Source organism: Amycolatopsis xylanica, assembly GCF_900107045.1.
GTDB lineage: Bacteria > Actinomycetota > Actinomycetes > Mycobacteriales > Pseudonocardiaceae > Amycolatopsis > Amycolatopsis xylanica.
The window spans coordinates 263,632-279,982 of the sequence record NZ_FNON01000002.1; the positions used below are offsets into that span (position 1 = coordinate 263,632).

17 protein-coding genes and 1 tRNA gene are annotated in these 16,351 nt (G+C 66.3%); 9 read left to right on the top strand and 9 right to left on the bottom strand.

The window, feature by feature from the left end:
• Positions 1–75 precede the first annotated feature (75 nt).
• The 3 genes from BLV57_RS08940 to BLV57_RS08950 all read right to left on the bottom strand — a co-directional run bounded on the left by BLV57_RS08940 (position 76) and on the right by BLV57_RS08950 (position 2,491).
• Positions 76–852 (bottom strand): 2-keto-4-pentenoate hydratase, encoded by a 777-nt coding sequence (locus tag BLV57_RS08940; RefSeq protein WP_091288184.1) that lies wholly within the window; start codon positions 850–852, stop codon positions 76–78.
• The gene (locus BLV57_RS08945) at positions 849–1,643 is read right to left on the bottom strand and encodes a 2-keto-4-pentenoate hydratase (protein WP_091288185.1); all 795 of its coding nucleotides are present in this window, start codon (positions 1,641–1,643) and stop codon (positions 849–851) included. Before BLV57_RS08945 ends, BLV57_RS08940 begins: the two co-directional genes overlap by 4 nt.
• A gap of 86 nt (positions 1,644–1,729) precedes the next feature.
• On the bottom strand, positions 1,730–2,491 hold the full coding sequence (locus tag BLV57_RS08950; protein ID WP_091288186.1) for a helix-turn-helix transcriptional regulator: 762 nt from the start codon (positions 2,489–2,491) through the stop codon (positions 1,730–1,732).
• 119 nt (positions 2,492–2,610) lie between these two features.
• Here BLV57_RS08950 and BLV57_RS08955 point away from each other — a divergent pair, with 119 nt between their 5' ends.
• From BLV57_RS08955 to BLV57_RS08965, 3 genes are read left to right on the top strand one after another with little or no spacing between them, the layout of a single operon-like run.
• Positions 2,611–3,114 carry a VOC family protein gene (locus tag BLV57_RS08955; RefSeq protein ID WP_091288187.1) on the top strand — a complete coding sequence of 168 codons (504 nt, stop codon included), beginning with the start codon at positions 2,611–2,613 and terminating at the stop codon, positions 3,112–3,114.
• Between the two features lie 56 nt (positions 3,115–3,170).
• Positions 3,171–3,737 carry a hypothetical protein gene (locus BLV57_RS08960; protein WP_091288188.1) on the top strand — a complete coding sequence of 189 codons (567 nt, stop codon included), beginning with the start codon at positions 3,171–3,173 and terminating at the stop codon, positions 3,735–3,737.
• A gap of 24 nt (positions 3,738–3,761) precedes the next feature.
• Positions 3,762–4,166: a CoA-binding protein gene (locus BLV57_RS08965; protein ID WP_091288189.1), complete on the top strand. Its 405-nt coding sequence runs from the start codon at positions 3,762–3,764 to the stop codon at positions 4,164–4,166.
• A gap of 61 nt (positions 4,167–4,227) precedes the next feature.
• On the opposite strand, the gene BLV57_RS08970 is transcribed toward BLV57_RS08965, so the two are convergent.
• Positions 4,228–5,622: a phosphocholine-specific phospholipase C gene (locus BLV57_RS08970; RefSeq protein WP_091288190.1), complete on the bottom strand. Its 1,395-nt coding sequence runs from the start codon at positions 5,620–5,622 to the stop codon at positions 4,228–4,230.
• Positions 5,619–6,764, bottom strand: coding sequence for an NHL repeat-containing protein (locus BLV57_RS08975; protein ID WP_245757227.1), 1,146 nt, complete (start codon positions 6,762–6,764; stop codon positions 5,619–5,621). Before BLV57_RS08975 ends, BLV57_RS08970 begins: the two co-directional genes overlap by 4 nt.
• A 336-nt stretch (positions 6,765–7,100) precedes the next feature.
• Here BLV57_RS08975 and BLV57_RS08980 point away from each other — a divergent pair, with 336 nt between their 5' ends.
• From BLV57_RS08980 to BLV57_RS09000, 5 genes are all read left to right on the top strand, one after another.
• On the top strand, positions 7,101–7,898 hold the full coding sequence (locus BLV57_RS08980) for an IclR family transcriptional regulator (RefSeq protein ID WP_091288191.1): 798 nt from the start codon (positions 7,101–7,103) through the stop codon (positions 7,896–7,898).
• A gap of 60 nt (positions 7,899–7,958) precedes the next feature.
• The gene (locus BLV57_RS08985; protein WP_091289035.1) at positions 7,959–9,653 is read left to right on the top strand and encodes an L-lactate permease; all 1,695 of its coding nucleotides are present in this window, start codon (positions 7,959–7,961) and stop codon (positions 9,651–9,653) included.
• Between the two features lie 89 nt (positions 9,654–9,742).
• On the top strand, positions 9,743–10,087 hold the full coding sequence (locus BLV57_RS08990; protein WP_176968549.1) for a hypothetical protein: 345 nt from the start codon (positions 9,743–9,745) through the stop codon (positions 10,085–10,087).
• Between the two features lie 108 nt (positions 10,088–10,195).
• Complete coding sequence (locus BLV57_RS08995; protein WP_091288192.1) at positions 10,196–11,065, top strand: nuclease; 870 nt, start codon at positions 10,196–10,198, stop codon at positions 11,063–11,065.
• 34 nt (positions 11,066–11,099) lie between these two features.
• Entirely contained in the window at positions 11,100–11,480 is a 381-nt protein-coding gene (locus BLV57_RS09000) for a pyridoxamine 5'-phosphate oxidase family protein (RefSeq protein ID WP_218134713.1), read from the top strand.
• A 46-nt stretch (positions 11,481–11,526) separates the two neighbouring features.
• Here BLV57_RS09000 and BLV57_RS09005 read toward each other — a convergent pair whose 3' ends face one another.
• Both BLV57_RS09005 and BLV57_RS09010 read right to left on the bottom strand, forming a co-directional pair.
• On the bottom strand, positions 11,527–12,342 hold the full coding sequence (locus tag BLV57_RS09005; RefSeq protein ID WP_091288194.1) for a PIG-L family deacetylase: 816 nt from the start codon (positions 12,340–12,342) through the stop codon (positions 11,527–11,529).
• Positions 12,343–12,475: 133 nt separating this feature from the next.
• The gene (locus BLV57_RS09010) at positions 12,476–13,318 is read right to left on the bottom strand and encodes a PIG-L family deacetylase (protein WP_143047015.1); all 843 of its coding nucleotides are present in this window, start codon (positions 13,316–13,318) and stop codon (positions 12,476–12,478) included.
• A gap of 928 nt (positions 13,319–14,246) precedes the next feature.
• On the opposite strand from BLV57_RS09010, the gene BLV57_RS42785 reads away from it, so the two are divergent.
• Entirely contained in the window at positions 14,247–14,432 is a 186-nt protein-coding gene (locus BLV57_RS42785) for a hypothetical protein (RefSeq protein WP_143047016.1), read from the top strand.
• Positions 14,433–14,681: 249 nt separating this feature from the next.
• Here the strand turns inward: BLV57_RS42785 and BLV57_RS09015 are convergent.
• A tRNA-Thr gene (locus BLV57_RS09015) sits at positions 14,682–14,754 on the bottom strand.
• Complete coding sequence (locus BLV57_RS09020) at positions 14,745–16,328, bottom strand: alkaline phosphatase D family protein (RefSeq protein ID WP_245757228.1); 1,584 nt, start codon at positions 16,326–16,328, stop codon at positions 14,745–14,747. Before BLV57_RS09020 ends, BLV57_RS09015 begins: the two co-directional genes overlap by 10 nt.
• Positions 16,329–16,351: the final 23 nt, after the last annotated feature.

Below are 16,351 nucleotides of genomic sequence, written 5' to 3' on the forward strand. Positions count from 1 at the left end.
GATCTGACGAAAGCCACTTTCGGGCTTTTTGTGCAGGACCGGACCGGTGTCCGCGGGGTTGGGACAGATGTCCCGTCAAGCGGACAGGGTGACCGAGCCCAGGTTGGAGAAGTGGGCGGCGACGCGGGAGCCGGGAGCGAGCGGGACGGCGTCGGTCATGCCGCCGGTGAGGATGATCCAGCCCGGCTCGATGGCGAGGCCACGGGTGGCGAGGGCGTTCGCGGCCAGTGCGAGGGCCTCGCCCGGGTGGCCTTGGACGGCGGCGCCGGTCGCGGTGTCGACTACTTGGCCGTCCACCTCGAGCAGGCAGGCTTCGAGTGAGAGGTCGAGCCTTTCGGGCCGGACGCCTACCGGGCCGAGGCCGAAGAGGGCCGAAGAACCGTTGTCGGCGACCGCGTCGGGCAAGGTGAACTTGTAGTCCTCGAAACGGCTGTCGATGATCTCGACTCCGGCGTGGACACGCTCGACGGCGGCGAGAGCCGTCGCCGCGGTGACGCCGGGGCCGGACAAGCGCCGGCCCATGACGAACACGATCTCGGGCTCGGCTCGGGGGTGGATCAGGCCGCCGAGCGGGACCGGCACGCCCGCGGGGAGGACCATCGCGTCGGTGAGCCAGGCGAGCAGTGGCGAGTCGATGCCCATGCGGAGTTGCTTCGCGCGGGAGGTGAGGCCGAGTTTGAGGCCGATCAGGGTTTCGCCGCGAACTCGGCGTTTGCGGAGGGACTCGTCCTGGATCGCGTAGGCGGTCGCGAGGTCGAGGTCGGGCCATGACTTCGTGAGGGGCTCGCGGGCGGCGACCGCGTCCACGGAGGCCAGCAGCGTCGCGGCTGCCTCGGACACACCCAGGCTCATCGTGTACCTCCGGAGAACACGGCGGTGACGCTGCCGAGTCCCGCGATCGTGGCGACCACCGTGTCGCCTGCCGACACGGGAATCGACTTGGTCATCGAACCGGGCAGGACCACGTGGCCGGGCTGCAGGGAGACGCCGAGCGGGCCGACCGTGTTGGCGAGCCAGACCAGTGCGTTGATCGGGGAACCGAGGACCGCGCCGCCCGCGCCGGTCTCGGCGACCGCGCCGCCGGAATGAAGCACGCAACCGGCGAGGCGGAGGTCCACGTCGCCGAGTTTGGTCGGGGTGCTGCCGAGCACGACGCCGCCCGAGGAGGCGTTGTCGGCGATCGTGTCGACGATCGAGATCTGCCAGTCCTTGATACGGGAGTCGACGATTTCGAGCGCGGGCAGGACGAAGTCGACCGCGCGGGCCGCGTCGGCAACCGTCACACCGGGGCCGCGTAACTCGGCACCGAGCACGAAGGCGATCTCGGGCTCGATGCGGGGCTGGAGGAAGCGGCCTGCCGGGATGGGCTGGTGCTCCAGGTAGAACATGCTCGCCGTGAGATGGCCGTAGTCGGGCTGGTCGACGCCGAACTGACGCTGCATGGCGACCGAGGCAAGGCCCACCTTGTGACCGCGCACCGTGTCTCCGCGCTCGACCCAGCCGCGCACGACCCGTTGCTGGATGCGGTAGGCGTCTTCGAGCGTGATGTCGGGGTACGTGTCGATCAGCGGCGACGCCAGCTCGCCGGTCTCATAGGCACGTTCGAGGCAGGCGGCAGCCGCCTGCAGGACTGTGGCTTCCACGCTGCGCACTCTGCTGGCAGGAAGCGATCAGCACAAGACGGGCGTACCACTGACCGGCACGGAACATTCGGCCGCGAATAAGAAGCTCAAGACCACGTCGGCCTGATCTGCTCGACGCCGAGTTTGCGATAAATGGCCTTCATATGGCCGTCGACCGCGCCGCTGGTGGTGCCCATGCGTTCCGCGATGGCGTCCAGGCTCAATCCGGCGGCGGCGTGTTCGGCGATTTCACATTCCAGCGGGCTCAGCCCGGCACTTCTCCCGGCCACGAGCAGCTCCCCGATCAGCGTCAGGTTTCCCTGCGCGGTGCGATACAACTGGCGGAGGGTGGCGACGCCCACGTTGTAGTCGAAGACGGCGGTGACCAGCCTGCGTACCTCGGCGAGCGTGAGCGGCCGCACCTCGGCCCGCTCGACGAGGTCGTCCGCCCACAGCGCGGGAACCGGTACCAGACCGCCCGGTTCAGTACGCACCGTCGCGAGGACGAAAGCCTTGTGGTCACTGTGGATGAGTTGGAGCAAGGCCTCGACGGAGGCTGCGTCCAGCAGATGCGCGTCGTCCGCGATCACCACGAGTTTGTCACCTCTGGTGCGGGCGGTGAGCTCGCCGGCGTCGGCGACCGAGGTGAATTTGCGGCATTCGAACCCGCGCACCGCCTCGGTGACCAACCTGGTCTTGCCGACTCCGCGCGGTCCGGAAAGGACCAGACCACCGGAATTTCCCTCGCTGATAAGCGTCTTGATGCGGCGAACCTCATCAAGACGTCCAGTAAAGGGCCAGGCCGACGACACACCGTGATTATACGACCGCACTAGGGCCCGGCACGAGGGTCGAAAGAAGGCGTTCATAGTGCGTAGTGGTGAACGTCTTGTTGAGCTGAGTAGTCGCGATGGACCATCCAGTGGACCCGATCCGCTCGCGCGGAAACATCTTGCGCGCGAGATACTTTGCGAGTACCGTTCTTTTCATGACCCTGAACGAAGCCACAGTCACCCAGCTCAGCGAGGCGCGCGAGGGCATCCGGCAGCGGCATCTCAAGCCGTCGGGTGAGCGTCCACCCACTCCCGGGCGCGGGATCCACCACACGGCGCTGATCTCCAGCGATGTCGAGCGGACGATCGAGTTCTATCAAGGACTGCTCGGATTCCCGCTCACGGAGCTTTTCGAGAATCGCGACTACCCGGGCTCGAGTCATTTCTTCTTCGATGTGGGAAATGGGAACGCGGTCGCATTTTTCGATCTGCCAGGTCTTGATCTCGGCCCTTATGCCGAGGTTCTAGGCGGATTGCACCATTTGGCTCTCTCCGTCTATCCCGAGCGCTGGGCCGAGCTGAAGGACAAGCTCACCGAGGCGGGCGTCGACTACCAGCTGGAGAGCGACTCGTCGATCTACTTCGCCGATCCGGACGGCGTCCGCGTCGAGCTCATCTCCGACCCGCTGGGTGAGATGTACGGAGAGAAGATCGGCTGAACACTCCCGCTGCGCGGCCTCCTCGCCTAGCCTGTCGGCCAACAGTGAGGAGACCCATGTCGGATTGGTCGCGATCCCGGACGAAGGCCAGGCTCGATCACCGTGAGCGCTTGGACGAACTCACCGCGCGAGCCCGCTACGAAGTGCGGCTCCACCTCAACGAACCGGCCGCCAACACCGCGTACGACGACCTGGCGGCGATCTTCTCCGGCGGCCACGCCGAATGCGTGTCGCTGCTCGCGCACCGGCGTCTGCTACCGCTCTGGGAACGCTTGCTGCTGAACCGGTACGCGAAGCGCCTGTACGGCAAGGTCACCGTCGGCAGCGTTCGCGACGTCCCGGCTGGCGAGGAGCCGTGGCGGGTCTTCGCCAGCGAGATCACTTCGCTACGGCCGGATTCCGGCGACACCGGCGCGAAGTACGACATGCAGGGTCGCGGGCTGTTGACGGTGTTCCGGATCGCCGTCGGCGAGCCTGGCGCGGTGTGGCCGGACCGCCAGGAGGTCGCGACGACCTCGGCGCGCAACATCCTCACCTGCTCGGCGGCTTTCCTGCGTCGTAAGCCTTGGCATGTGATCTGGCCCGTGTACCGGGTACGCGGGCTGCGCCTGTGGAAGCTTTGAGAGGCTCCTAGCGTTTAACAAGACATGGACCTCGCTGAGCAGGCATTGACCGACGCGAAGACGATCGCCGTCGTGGGACTGAGCCGCAATCCCGGCAAGGCGTCACACGGGGTGGCCATGCAGTTGCAGAAAGCCGGTTTCCGCATCATCCCGGTCAACCCGGACGCCGACGAACTGCTGGGCGAGAAGGTCTATCGCTCGCTCACGGACATCCCGGAGCCGGTCGACCTGGTCGATGTCTTCCGCCCGGCCGAGTTCACGCCAGAGATCGCCAGGCAGGCCGTCGCGATCGGCGCGAAAACCCTGTGGCTGCAACAAGACATCGTCTCGGCCGAGGCACGCGAGATCGCCGAGTCCGCCGGTTTGACGTACATCGAGGACCGCTGCACAGCGGTCGTGCGCACGCTGGCCCGCATCACCAAGCCGTGACCGAGCGGGCTTTGTCCCGGTTCTCTCTTCCCAGGACAAAGCCCGCTTGATCACGGACTGGTCAAAGCCGCTGCGGGCCGGTTGGGACGGTCGGAGCGGGGTTGTCTCGCACCTGCGCCTGGGCGGCACGGTGCTTGGCGACCGTCGACGCGTAGCCGAGATCGTCGCGGCGCGGGAACGGCGATGGCGGCCGGTTGAACCGGAACGCCGCCGTCAGGTCACCGACGGCGGACCGGCGCCACGCGCTGATGTGCGGCTCGGGGACGCCGAAACGCTGCTCGAGCAAGCGGATCAGTGACGAGTGGTCGAACGTGTTCGAGCAGACGTAACCGCCCGCCGTCCACGGCGAGACCACGATCGCCGGCACCCGGAACCCGAGGCCGATCGGCACCCCGCCGACGAACTCGTCCGGTGTCCCGGCCGGCGGTGTCGGCGGCAGGACGTGGTCGAAGTACCCGTCGTTCTCGTCGTACGTCAGGATGAACGCCGTCTTCGCCCAGACATCCGGGTTCGACGCGATCGCGTCGATCTTCGACGCGATGTACTGCGCACCCGCCGCAGGCATCCAGTTCGGATGCTCGGTCTGCGCGGACGGCGCCACCAGCCATGAGACCGCGGGCAGGTTGTCGGTGCGCGCGTCGTGCTCGAACCAGCCCGCCGACTTCTTCACCATCGCGTTCCGGTAGAGCGGCGACGACTTGGGCGCGTCGGCGAACTGCCGGAACCACGCCAGCGAGTTGTCGTCGTAGTTGTCCTCTTCCTGGTAGATCCGCCAGCTGATCCCGGCGTCGGTGAGCCGCTCGGGGTAGGTCTTCCACGTCAGCACCGGATTGTCCGAAGACATGTAGTTCGTGTTGGCAGGGCCGCCCGCGGTGCCGTGCGGGTCGATCCAGCCGGTCCACATGTACAGCCGGTTCGGGTTCGTCGGCCCGAGCACCGAGCAGTGGTAGTTGTCGCAGACGGTGAACGCCTCGGCCAGCGCGAAGTGGAACGGGATGTCCTCGCGGTCGTAGTACGCCATGGTCTTGGCGCCCTTGGCCGGGATCCAGTTGTCCATCTTCCCGTTGTTCCACGCGGCGTGCTGATCCGACCAGTTGTGCGGCAGGCCGGGCGTGGCCTGCGCGCTGGTCTTGCCGGTGTTGTACCGGAACGGCAGCAGGTAGCCGTCCGGATGGCCCGAATACGGCTGCTGGAACACCGAGTAGCCGTTCGGCAGCTTCATCGCGGCCGGGTCGGCGAAGCCGCGCACGCCGGCGAGCTTGCCGAAGTAGTGGTCGAAGCTGCGGTTCTCCTGCATCAGGATGACGAAGTGCTTGATGTCCTGCAGCCGCCCTGGCCGCACCGAGGACGTGTCGGCCAACGCCTTGCGAACGTTGGGCGGCAGCACCACGGAGCCCAGCGCGGCAGCGGCGGCGGCGCCGAGTACCCGGCGGCGGGTGAGTTCCGGTTCGGTCACTTGACGACTCCAAAGTGGACGATCCGGCTGTTCCCGGTATCGGCGACGAAGATCCGGCCCTGCGCGTCGACCGCGATGCCCTGCGGGAAGCGCAGCGCGCCCTGACCGTCCACACCGAACTCGGCGCGGAACGGCCCGGCGGTGCGGAACTGGGAAACCCAGCCGAAATCGGGCTGCGTGACGAACGCGTTGCCACCGGCGTCGATCGCGACACCGGCCGGATTGGACAGTCCGCCGAACTCGCTGCTCTGGCCGTAGCCGAGCGAGCCGGTCACCTTGCCGTCCCGCGAGTAGCGCACGACCGCGACGTCGCCGTTGGCGAGCCTGCCGTTCTGGGTGACCCAGATGTCGCCCGCCGCGTCGACCGTGATGCCCTGCGGCGAGCTCATCTTCTCCGTGATCGGCGCGAGCTGCGCCCCGGTCTGCCCGTTGAACCGCGCGACCCGCTGGTGCCCGGTGTCGGACACGTACACCGTGCCCTGCGCGTCGACCGCCACCCCGCGCGGGTTCTCCAGCACCCCTGCGCCGAATTCGCGGACGAAACCGCCCCACCACGAGTACTCGGCGACCCGGTTGTTCCCGGTGTCCGCCACGAAGACGTTGCCGGCACTGTCGACCGCGACCGCTTCGGGCGCCTTGAGCCGCCCGGCGAGCACGCGGACGAGCTTGCCGTCGCGGTTGAAACCCTGCACGCGGTCGTTCCCGGTGTCGGCCACCCACACCTGGCCGATCCGGTCGACCGCGAGCCCGGCAGGCCGCGAGAACTGGCCGGGGCCGCCACCGGCACGGCCGAACGCCGACCGGAACACCGGCGGATCGGTCCGCGGCGTCGGGCGCACGGTGAACTTCACCGGATCCGCGAGCCAGGTGTAGCCGTCGTTCAAAAGATAAAATGCCGAATAGTCACCAGCCGCGAGCGAACCACTGCTGAAAGTGACCGTCCCGGACGCCAAGGTGACATACTGCCAAAGGATCGAAGGTCCTACGTATTTCTGTTCAACCGGACCATTTCCGGGATCGCCATAGATGCCGACCCAGTTCTTCGGAGTCACGGTTTCGCTCGGCGTCGAGTAGGTGAAAGTGATCGACTCTCCCTGCTCGACGGACGCGGCACTGCCGCGCAAGGTGCCACTTGTCGCCACGCCGCCCAGGATCACCATGCTGATTCGATCAAGTCCAGCGACGGAAGTCGGTCGATGACCGAGTTCAGGAACTGTTCCACGGCCGGTAACTGACGGCCCGCCAAAAGGCCTCCCCCACACGGCCCAGCGGTTGTAACGCTGAGAACACGGCACCACAAGATCACGTCGAGAATTGGTCAGAGGTTCAACCATTCAGACCAGGACCACTCGCACCCGGCGGTCCATTCGGCCCGACATCTTCCCCCCAAAGGTCGGAGGTGTTACTTTTCAACCCCGCCTAGCGGAAATGGTTACCGCTGAACGGGATTACAAAAAGAAAGGTGAGGTGTTAGATCGATGGAGGGCACGGTCCTGAACACCGAGCAACGCGGCCTGGAAACCAGCGGCACCCTCGAACGCGGCCTCGCCGTGCTCGAGCACGTCGGTCAATGCCAGGAGATTTCCACGAACGCGATAGCCAGGCAACTGGGCCTTTCGCGCAGCGCCGCGTACCGCATCGTCGGCACGTTGAAGAATCTCGACTATCTCGAAGCCGATCACGTGACCGGCCGGATCCGGCTGGGCACGAAACTGGTCGAGCTCGGGGTCCGCGCCATGTCGGCCACCGATCTGCACCGGTGCGCCCCGCGTTATCTGGCCGCGCTCGCCGAGCGCTCCGGCGAGACGACCTATCTCGCGGTGCCGGACAACGACGCGATGGTCTACGTCGCGACCGAGCGCAGCGCCAACGCCGTCACGCTCGCCTGCCGCCTCGGCACGCGACGGCCCCAGCACGCGACCTCGCTCGGCAAGGCCTGGCTGGCCGCGCTGCCCGAGATGGACCGGGTCGACCGGGTCCGCCGGATGACGCTGGAAAGCCTGACCAGCAACACGATCGTCAACCACGCCCACCTGCTCGCCGAGCTGGCCACGACCAACCGGCGCGGCTGGGCGGTCGACGAGGTGGAGAACGAACCGGACGTCGGCTGCGTGGCAGCCGCGGTGCGCGACCACTCGGGGCAGCCGGTGGCCGCGATCAGTATCGCCGGGCCCGCGTCACGCGTGCTCCGGCGGATCGAAGAGCTCGGCGCGACTGTCGCCGCCGGCGCCGCCGAGCTCTCACGGCGATTGGGGCATGTCCCGGTCTCCGTGTAGCCGAACCAGCACAAAAAACGACGGTAAAGGCCGTCGTCCTGCGAGACAAAGGGGTTGATCGTGGGCTGGGTCCAGGATTATCAACCGGCGGGCGGACTGTGGATCTCCGCACTGCTGGCGGCGCTGCCGATCATCGTGCTGCTGGTGTCGCTCGGCGTGCTACGCCGGTCGGCGCACCTGTCGGCGGCATTGGCGTTGATCACCGCACTGGGCATGGCGTTGCTGCTGTACAAGATGCCGATCGGGCTCGCGTTCGATTCGGCGGCGATGGGCCTGGTGTTCGGCGTGTGGTCGGTCGCCTGGATCGCCTTCCACGCGGTCTATTTCCACAATGTGACCGTCGCGACCGGACGGTTCGACAGCATCAAGGCGGTGCTCGCCGGGTTCAGTGAGGACCGGCGGTTGCAGGCACTGCTGATCGCGTTCAGCTTCGGCGCGCTGCTCGAGGGCATCGCGGGCGGCGGCTCGCCGATCGCGATCACCGCCGCGATGATGGCCGCACTCGGGTTCCCGCCGGTGAAGGCGGTCGTGCTGGCCTTGCTGGCGAACACCGCGCCGGTGGCGTTCGGCGGGCTCGGCAATCCGCTGATCGTGCTGGGCAGGCTGACCGCGCCGATCATCGGCAAGTCACCGGAGCGGGCGACCGAGCTGTACTCCGCGATGGTCGGCCGTCAGCTGCCGCTGCTGGCGTTGATCGTCCCGGCGTTCCTGGTCGTGGTGCTCGCCGGGTGGAAGCGGATGGTCGAGGTCTGGCCTGCCGTGCTCACCGCCGGGCTGGCGTTCGCCGCCATGCAGTTCGTGGCGTCGAACTTCATCAGCGCGAGCCTGGTCGACGTGCTCGCGGCGCTGGCCGCGATGGCGGCGCTGTGGATCCTCACCCGGTTCTGGCAGCCCAAGACGGTCTGGCGGTTCGATGGCGAGGAGCCCGTGAAAGCGCATTCAGGACACAGCGTCGGAGCCGCCAAGGCCGAACGCGGCGCCCTGTATGCCTGGATGCCGTACATCATCCTGATCCTGGCGATCTTCCTTTCCCGGATCGGCACCATCTTCAAGAACCTGCCCACGTGGCTGGATCTGTCGAAGCTGCTGCACAAGGCCGACTGGGTGTTCGCTTGGCCGGGATTGCACAACCAGGTGATCCAGCACGCGCCGATCACCCCGAAGAACACCCCGTACGCGGCGAAACTGACAGTGGACTTCCTGTTCTCGCCGGGCACGGTCGCGCTGACCGCGGCCATCATCGCGGGATTCGCGATGGGCGCCGGGCCGGGTCTTCTGGTGCGGACCTATCGCAAGACGCTGTTCCAGATGCGCTGGGCGCTGGCCACGATCTTCATGATCCTGGCGATCGCCTTCGTGATGAACTACTCGGGCGCGACGCAGACACTCGGCCTCGCGCTCGCCACGACCGGCGTGCTGTTCCCGCTGTTCTCGGCCTACATCGGCTGGCTCGGCGTGTTCCTCACCGGTTCGGACGCGTCGACGAACAGCCTGTTCGGGCCGATGCAGGTCATCTCGGCGCAGCAGCTGCACATCGACCCGGTGCTCGCCGGCGCCACCAACACCTCCGGTGGCGTGATGGGCAAGATGATCTCGCCGCAGAACCTCTCCATCGGCGCGACGGCCATCGGCCAGAGCGGCAAGGAAGGCTCATTGCTGCGGCAGACCTTCTTCTGGTCGATCGCGCTGACCGCGGTGGTCGGCGTGATCTCCCTGCTCCAGGCGACGATCCTGTCGTTCATGATCCCGAGTTAGTGACCCGGCTCACAGCGTTGATCCGATGAGGATCTTCCTCCGTGTGTGTGGTGTCCGCCGCGAAACCACACACACGGAGGAGTTCCACCATGAAGAAGTCTCTCGTCGCCATCGCCGCGGGCGTCGCGGCCACCGCGATCGTCCTCGGCGCGCAGGCGCAGGCTTTCGCGGCACCGAAAGGCAAGTCGTCCGGCAGCGTGATCCTGTTCGACGACAAGAACTTCAGCGAAAACGGCGCCGCGCAGGGACTCGCCGGAACGGGCTGCCAGAACGTCTTCCGCGACGACGTCGCCTCGTCCCTGTCGGCGAGCGGCACCATCAAGATCTGGTCTGGCGCGAACTGCACCGGCCGCTCGGCCGTCGTTTCCGGTGACGTGCTCGATCTCGCGACCATCGGTTTCGACAACGAGATCTCTTCGGTCGCGTTCGGCTGACGATCTCGCGGCGATTGATCATCGATCTGGCCCAGTCACCAATTTGTGACTGGGCCAGACGGATGAATATCGCCTTGGCTTCCGCGATGGCCGACTTACCGTGGATTCATGCCACTCACATTGCTCAAAGGAACGTTCCAGATCGTCGGTGCCTCTCCCGATGGGGACTCGGTACGTTTTTATCCGGATGATCCGTCGGCGATACCGAAGGACATGAAAGTCCGGCTGAACGCGCGCGGCGGAATGCAGTTGCGGCTCGACGCGATCGACGCGCTGGAAACCCACTACCAAGCGCAGAATCACGGCGGAATGTGGCACCAGCCTCCGGAATGGGGTGGTGCGGCCGCGGAAAGACTCTTGTCCTACTTGGGTTTCACCAGGGTCGTGCGCAACGAACGGGGCATCGTCACCTCGTCGACGCCGGACCAGGTGTCCGGTCATATCCTCACCAAGTTCGCCGACAAATACGGCCGCGCGGTCGCCTTCGCGTTCCCCGGTCAGCGGCCGGGCCGCTCTGTCGACGGCAGCACGGTGTACCTCGACGCGAAGGGACTGAAGTCGTCGGCGAACTACGTGCTGACGAATGAAGGACTGGTCTACCCCACTTTCTATTCGCTTCTTTTCGTCGACCTGCGCCAGGCCTTGTCGGACGCGGCCATCGCCGCGCGAGAAGCGGGATCGGGGCTTTGGGCGGATGACTCGACGAATGCGGGTTTCCGGCTCCGCAGCCGCAAACAGCTGAGCGACACCCAGGTGATCATGCCGAAACTGTTCCGCCGCCTGGTCGACTATCTCGGACTCGACGAGACGGGCGGCGTCTCGCTCGCCGGGTTCCACGAGTACGTCGACACCCGCGACGACCGGCTGTTCACCGTCCCCGAAGGTCACTCGACGGAGTTCGCGACGCTGGTCGAGGTGCGGCGCCAGACGCTCAAGCTCAACACCGAACCGGAACGGATCGTCTTCCTCGAGGGTTGACCTCGAGTCCGCTGGAGGTTGCAGGATCACGGCCGTGGACGAAGCCGTGCTGAAGCGATTGGACCGCGAAGACAACGCCTGGCTGTGCACCTCACGGCCGGACGGGTCACCGCATCTGACCCCCGTGTGGTTCGTGTACGACACCGCCTGGTGGGTCTGCGTACTGGAGCACAGCGTCAAATACCGCAACATCAGGCGGGATCCGCGGGTCTCGCTGGCACTGGAGGACGGCTTGGCGCCCGTCGTCGCGGAGGGAGCCGCGACGATTCACACCACCGGTTTCCCGGCGCGGATCGTCGCCGCGTTCGCCGCGAAGTACGACGGCTGGGACATCGGGAAACCGTACGAAGGCATCGGCAGGGTGCTGTTCGAAATCCCGGTCACCCGCTGGCTGCTGGCCGGCGTCGCGCAGTGAAAAGCGGGATGCCCCTGGTCCAGGGGCATCCCGCTTTCGGCAGGTGTCAGAAGTCGCTCGGCGGCACCCACGGCGTGCCGGGGAAGAAGATCCGCCCCTCCGGCCGGTATTGCCTGCCCATGACGTTCTGCCACGACCACGGCTGCAGCTCCGGGTCCTTCGGCCAGTACTGGTCCCAGATGGCGCTCTTCTCGTCGCGCCAGTAGCCCCAGACGTTCTCTTCGTATTCGGCGATGATGTAGTTCTGGTACTCATCCCGCCGGACCAGCGTCTTCTTGTCGGTGGTGACCGCGGCGTTGGCCGTGAGGATGGCGCCCGAGATGTGATCGATGTGGTCGGGGTTGCCGTTCGAGTCGATCTCCCGGTGCCCGATCGTGCTCTGCGTGCGGATGAAGTCCGGGTTCACCGTGGTGATGATCGACTTGAGCATCGCCTGGAACTGGGACTTCGTGTAACCCGGCCTGCCGTCGATCGGCTTGGCGACGAATGACGAGTTGTGCAGCATCCGGTAGAGATCGCCGTTGTCGGCGCCCTCGGCCGCGTGGATGAAGGTGAACACGAGGTGCACGTTCGTCCCGTTGAGACGGTTGGTCGCGAGCTGGCGCCCGGCGAACGTGCGCGGCTCGTACTCCCAGGAGTTGGCCACTTTGGCCGCGCGGGCGTACGCGGCACGCGCGCCCTGGATACGCAGGTCCGCGTAATCCATTCCCCAATGCGTGCGGCCCGGCTTGTACCCGACCTCACCCGCGGTCAAATAGACGATCCACACTTCCCAGCCCGCTTGGACATCAGAGGCGATGTCCGGGTTCATAAAAAGGAGGTCGTCGTCCTGGTGTGCGATGAAACTGATCGTCTTCGACACGGCCAAGCTCCTAGTAAGCGGCTGAATCCGACGGGTTACCAGGGCCCGCAGGAGTTGTTTCGACAAGTGAAAGCAGAATCCCCTCGATACTCAAGAAGCTGAGCCGAATCGTGAGGGGACCCTGCGCGATTCGTCACGCCCAGTAGCTCACATAGTCGGGCGGCGGCGTCCAAGGTGTGCCGGGCTCGAAGATGCGGTCCGTGGGCCGGTACTGCTTCCCCATCACCTCGAACCACGAGCTCGGGCCGAGCTCCGGGTCGTGCGGCAGGTACTTGGACCAGATGGCGGTCTTCTCGTCCCGCCAGTAGCCCCAGACGTTGTCTTCCCAGTCCTGGATGCAGTAGCAGTGGTACTCGTCGCGGCGGACCAGCGTGTTGTTGTTGGCGTCGACGCACGCGTTCGCGGTGAGGATCGCGGCCGCGGTGTGGTCGATGTGGTCGACGGTGTTGTCCGGCCTGCGCATGCGGTGGCCGATGGTGCTCTGGGTGCGGATGAAGTCGGGGTCGGCCCTGACGATCAGCGCGTGCAGCATCGACTGGAACTGGGCCTTGGTGTAGCCGGGCCTGCCGTCGATCGGGTTGGCCACGAACGACGGGTTGGCCAGCATCCGGTAGAGATCGCCCTTGTCGGCGCCCTCGGCCGCGTGGATGTAGAGGAACACCAGTCGCAGGTTGACGCCGTTCAGCGTGTTGGTCGCGATCTGCCTGCCGTCGACCCAGATCGGCGCGTACTCCCAGGAGTTCGCGACCTTCGCCGCGCGGGCATAAGCGTCGCGCACGCCCTGGATACGCAGGTCCGCGTAGTCGGCGCCCCAGACCTTGCGGTTGGGATGTGCGGCGTCGGGCGGCCCCACGTCACCCGCGGTCAGGTAGACGACCCAGACCTCGGAGCCCGCCTGGATGTCCGAGGCGATATCCGGGTTCATGAAGAGCAGGTCGTCGTCCTGGTGCGCGATGAAACTGAGCGTCGTCGTCACAGCCAAGCTCCTAGTAAGGATTCGAATCGATTGAGCAAAAACGTATTCACCCAGCACCGAAGAAGAGCTAACGAATTGTGAGGAACACCTGGCTCTTTGTCACCCCAGGAACCGGTGTCACCCTCTAACCCAACACACCCCTTCTAGGTGACACTCTACCCAGGATCCGTGGCCACCTGTAGCCATCTCACCTGGATGCGCACCTGGTCAGGTGATCGCCAGAGGGGGACCCCTCGTTACATCCGTGCGAGATCACTCACAAGGGGCAACGACGACGGCCCCGGCAACCATGAAACACGCGGGCAGGTCAATTATTTACCTGGCCGGGCGGATTCATTTTTCGAATTGCTTTCCCGTTGTTATGCGAACGCGATTCTTAATTGCGCCGGAATCGCTATGGCACGTCCGTGGCGGCGGTACGACCCAGGGTGGGTATCCGGTCGAAACGGGCACTCGCGTCACTCGATCGGGTGAACGGATAGTGAGCATCTTGCCCGGCCACTCGGGCGGGTTAAGATATTTCGGCCCCTCGATCGAATACCCGTGATCGGCCCGGCACAACACCACTCCGACGCCCGTCCGCACCCATCCTGAGCTGCGACGAGTCCGGCCGATCGGGTACCGCCGAGCAGGCGACCGGCTGCCCGGAAGTGCGAAGCAGCGCCGTTGAACGTGGTTCAGCCACCGAGACCCCGGTGTGACAATCCGTTACCAACGAACCTCACCCGGCCGTTTAACGACCGAGGCGTACCGCTCGCCGCTGAACCCATCACTTATTCGCTTGGCATAGGACGATCTTCGCCATCATGGGCTGATCGGGGTAGCGCCTTTACCCCGGGGAACGCAGTACGCGGCCCCCTGCTGACACAGAGGGCCGCGTGATTGTCCACTGCCTCTTTGCGGTTAACCAGAAAGGTAGAGAACGTCCGTGACTGTACAGGCAGGTCTCGGCGAAAAGCCAGACGAAGAGTCACCCACACGAGCGCAAAACGATCAGCAGGCCAGGGGCCGCAAGGCCCCGGTGACCCTGGACGACCTGCTGGGCGGCGCCGGCGAGTGGCCGAGCTTCACGCCTCACGAGGACACCAAGCCGGCCAAGCGCAAGCGCTGGTAGCAAAGAGCTCCCGCATCGTGGCGATGCGGGAGCGCTTCGTATGTGGACTCTCCGGGTGCTTCGTATGTGGACGAAGCCCCGGTGTTGCTCAAGCGTCTCGCCGAGCAAGCTTCATCCAGCAGGGCGACCCACCGGCTGCGGGGTCCGGGGGCGCAGCCCCCGGCGGGGGTGTGGGGGTTCGACCCCCACAAGACACGCGGAGCGCACAATGGCCTGCGCCTTCCGCAGGCACAGGCCACCCGTAAGCGGAGCCGGCAAGGGGCCTCGAACCCCTGACCTCCTGTTTACAAGACAGGTGCTCTACCAACTGAGCTATACCGGCGTGATCGCATCCAGTATATCGAGGGGTGTTGTCGCCTGGACGTGGGCGTCTCCGAGCAAGGTCTTGTAGGACGCGCCGTGGCGCAGCGCCGAGTCCGGGTTCTTCTTGTCGAGCAGGTAGTACCAGTCCACTTGGGTCGCGGCGGGTGTCACCTCGAGCACGCAGGGTCCGTGTGAGTCGAGCTCCACGTACTGGACGTGCGGGTTGAGCTTGCGGAGCTCGGCTTCGATGGCGAGTGAGACCGTGCGCGGCGGGACCTTGAACAGCTCGTCGAAGTTGTCCGAGGTGACCGAGGTGCAGACGAACTCGGTGGCCACCGAGCGGCCGGAGTCGAGCGGGACGTTGCTGGCCCATGAGGTGTGGATGTCGCCGGTCAGGAAGACCGTGTCGGTGATGCCGTGCGCGTCGAGCGTGTTCAGTACCCGGGTGCGGTCGGCGAGGTAGCCGTCCCAGATGTCCGTGTCGGCGGTCGGCAGCCGCGGCTGGTCGGCGAGCAAGGTGTGCAGTGCGGTGGCGGCGCGTGGATCGGGCAGTGCGGGCAGCTTGAGCGGGCTGATCATCACCGAGTTGCCGACCAGGCGCCAGGTCGCGTGGCTGTGCACGAGACCGTCGATGAACCATTCGCGCTGCTCGGCGCCGAGGATGGTGCCCTCGGGGTTGTCGCCGGGCGCCTTCGGCTGCTCGGTGCGGTAGCTGCGCAGGTCGAGCATCGTCAGGTCGGCGAGCTTGCCGAAGCGCAGGCGGCGGTAGAGGCGCTCGCCCGCGTTGCGGACCGGCATCCACTCGAAGTAGGCGCGGTGCGCGGCGGCCTTGCGGACGGCCCAGTCGCCCTCGGTCGCGGGGTCGTGGGAGGTCGACCCGCCTGACCAGGCGTTGTCGGCGGCTTCGTGGTCGTCCCAGGTGGCGATCATCGGGTGCCGGGCGTGCATGCGCTGGACGTGCGGGTCCGTCTTGTACAGCGCGTGGCGCTGGCGATAGTCGGCGAGCGTCTCGAGCTCGTGGGGCGGCAGGCTCTGGCGCAACGCCGTCGCGTCGCCCGCCATCTCGTAGATGTAGTCGCCGAGGTGGATGACTGCGTCGAGGTCCTCGCGCTCGGCGAGGTAGCGGTAGGCGCCGAAGTAGCCGACGTGCCAGTTCGCGCAGGACACGAAGCCGAAGCGCAGGCGGTCGACGGCGGCGTTGTGCCGGGGCGCGGTGCGGGTGCGGCCGACCGGCGAGGACTGGCCGCGGAAGGTGAAGCGGTAGAAGTAGCCGGTGCTCGGGCGCAGGCCGTCGGCGCTGACCTTGACCGTGTGGTCGCGGTCGGGTCCGGTGCAGACCCGGCCGCAGGCGACGACCCGGCGGAAGCCCGCGTCGGCGGCGACCTCCCAGCCGACCTCGGCGGACGGGCCGAGGCCGGAGCCCGGCGTCGCGTCGGCGCTCGGCGTGAGCCGGGTCCACAGCAGCACGGAATCCGGGAGCGGATCACCCGAAGCTACACCGTGTGCGAAAGCGGGCGTTTCGGCGTTGGCCTTACCTGGCAGTGCGACGGCGACCGTGGCTCCGGCGGCGAGCAGGACGGTGCGTCGGCTCAAAGATGAATTCCCCATAGCGCTCG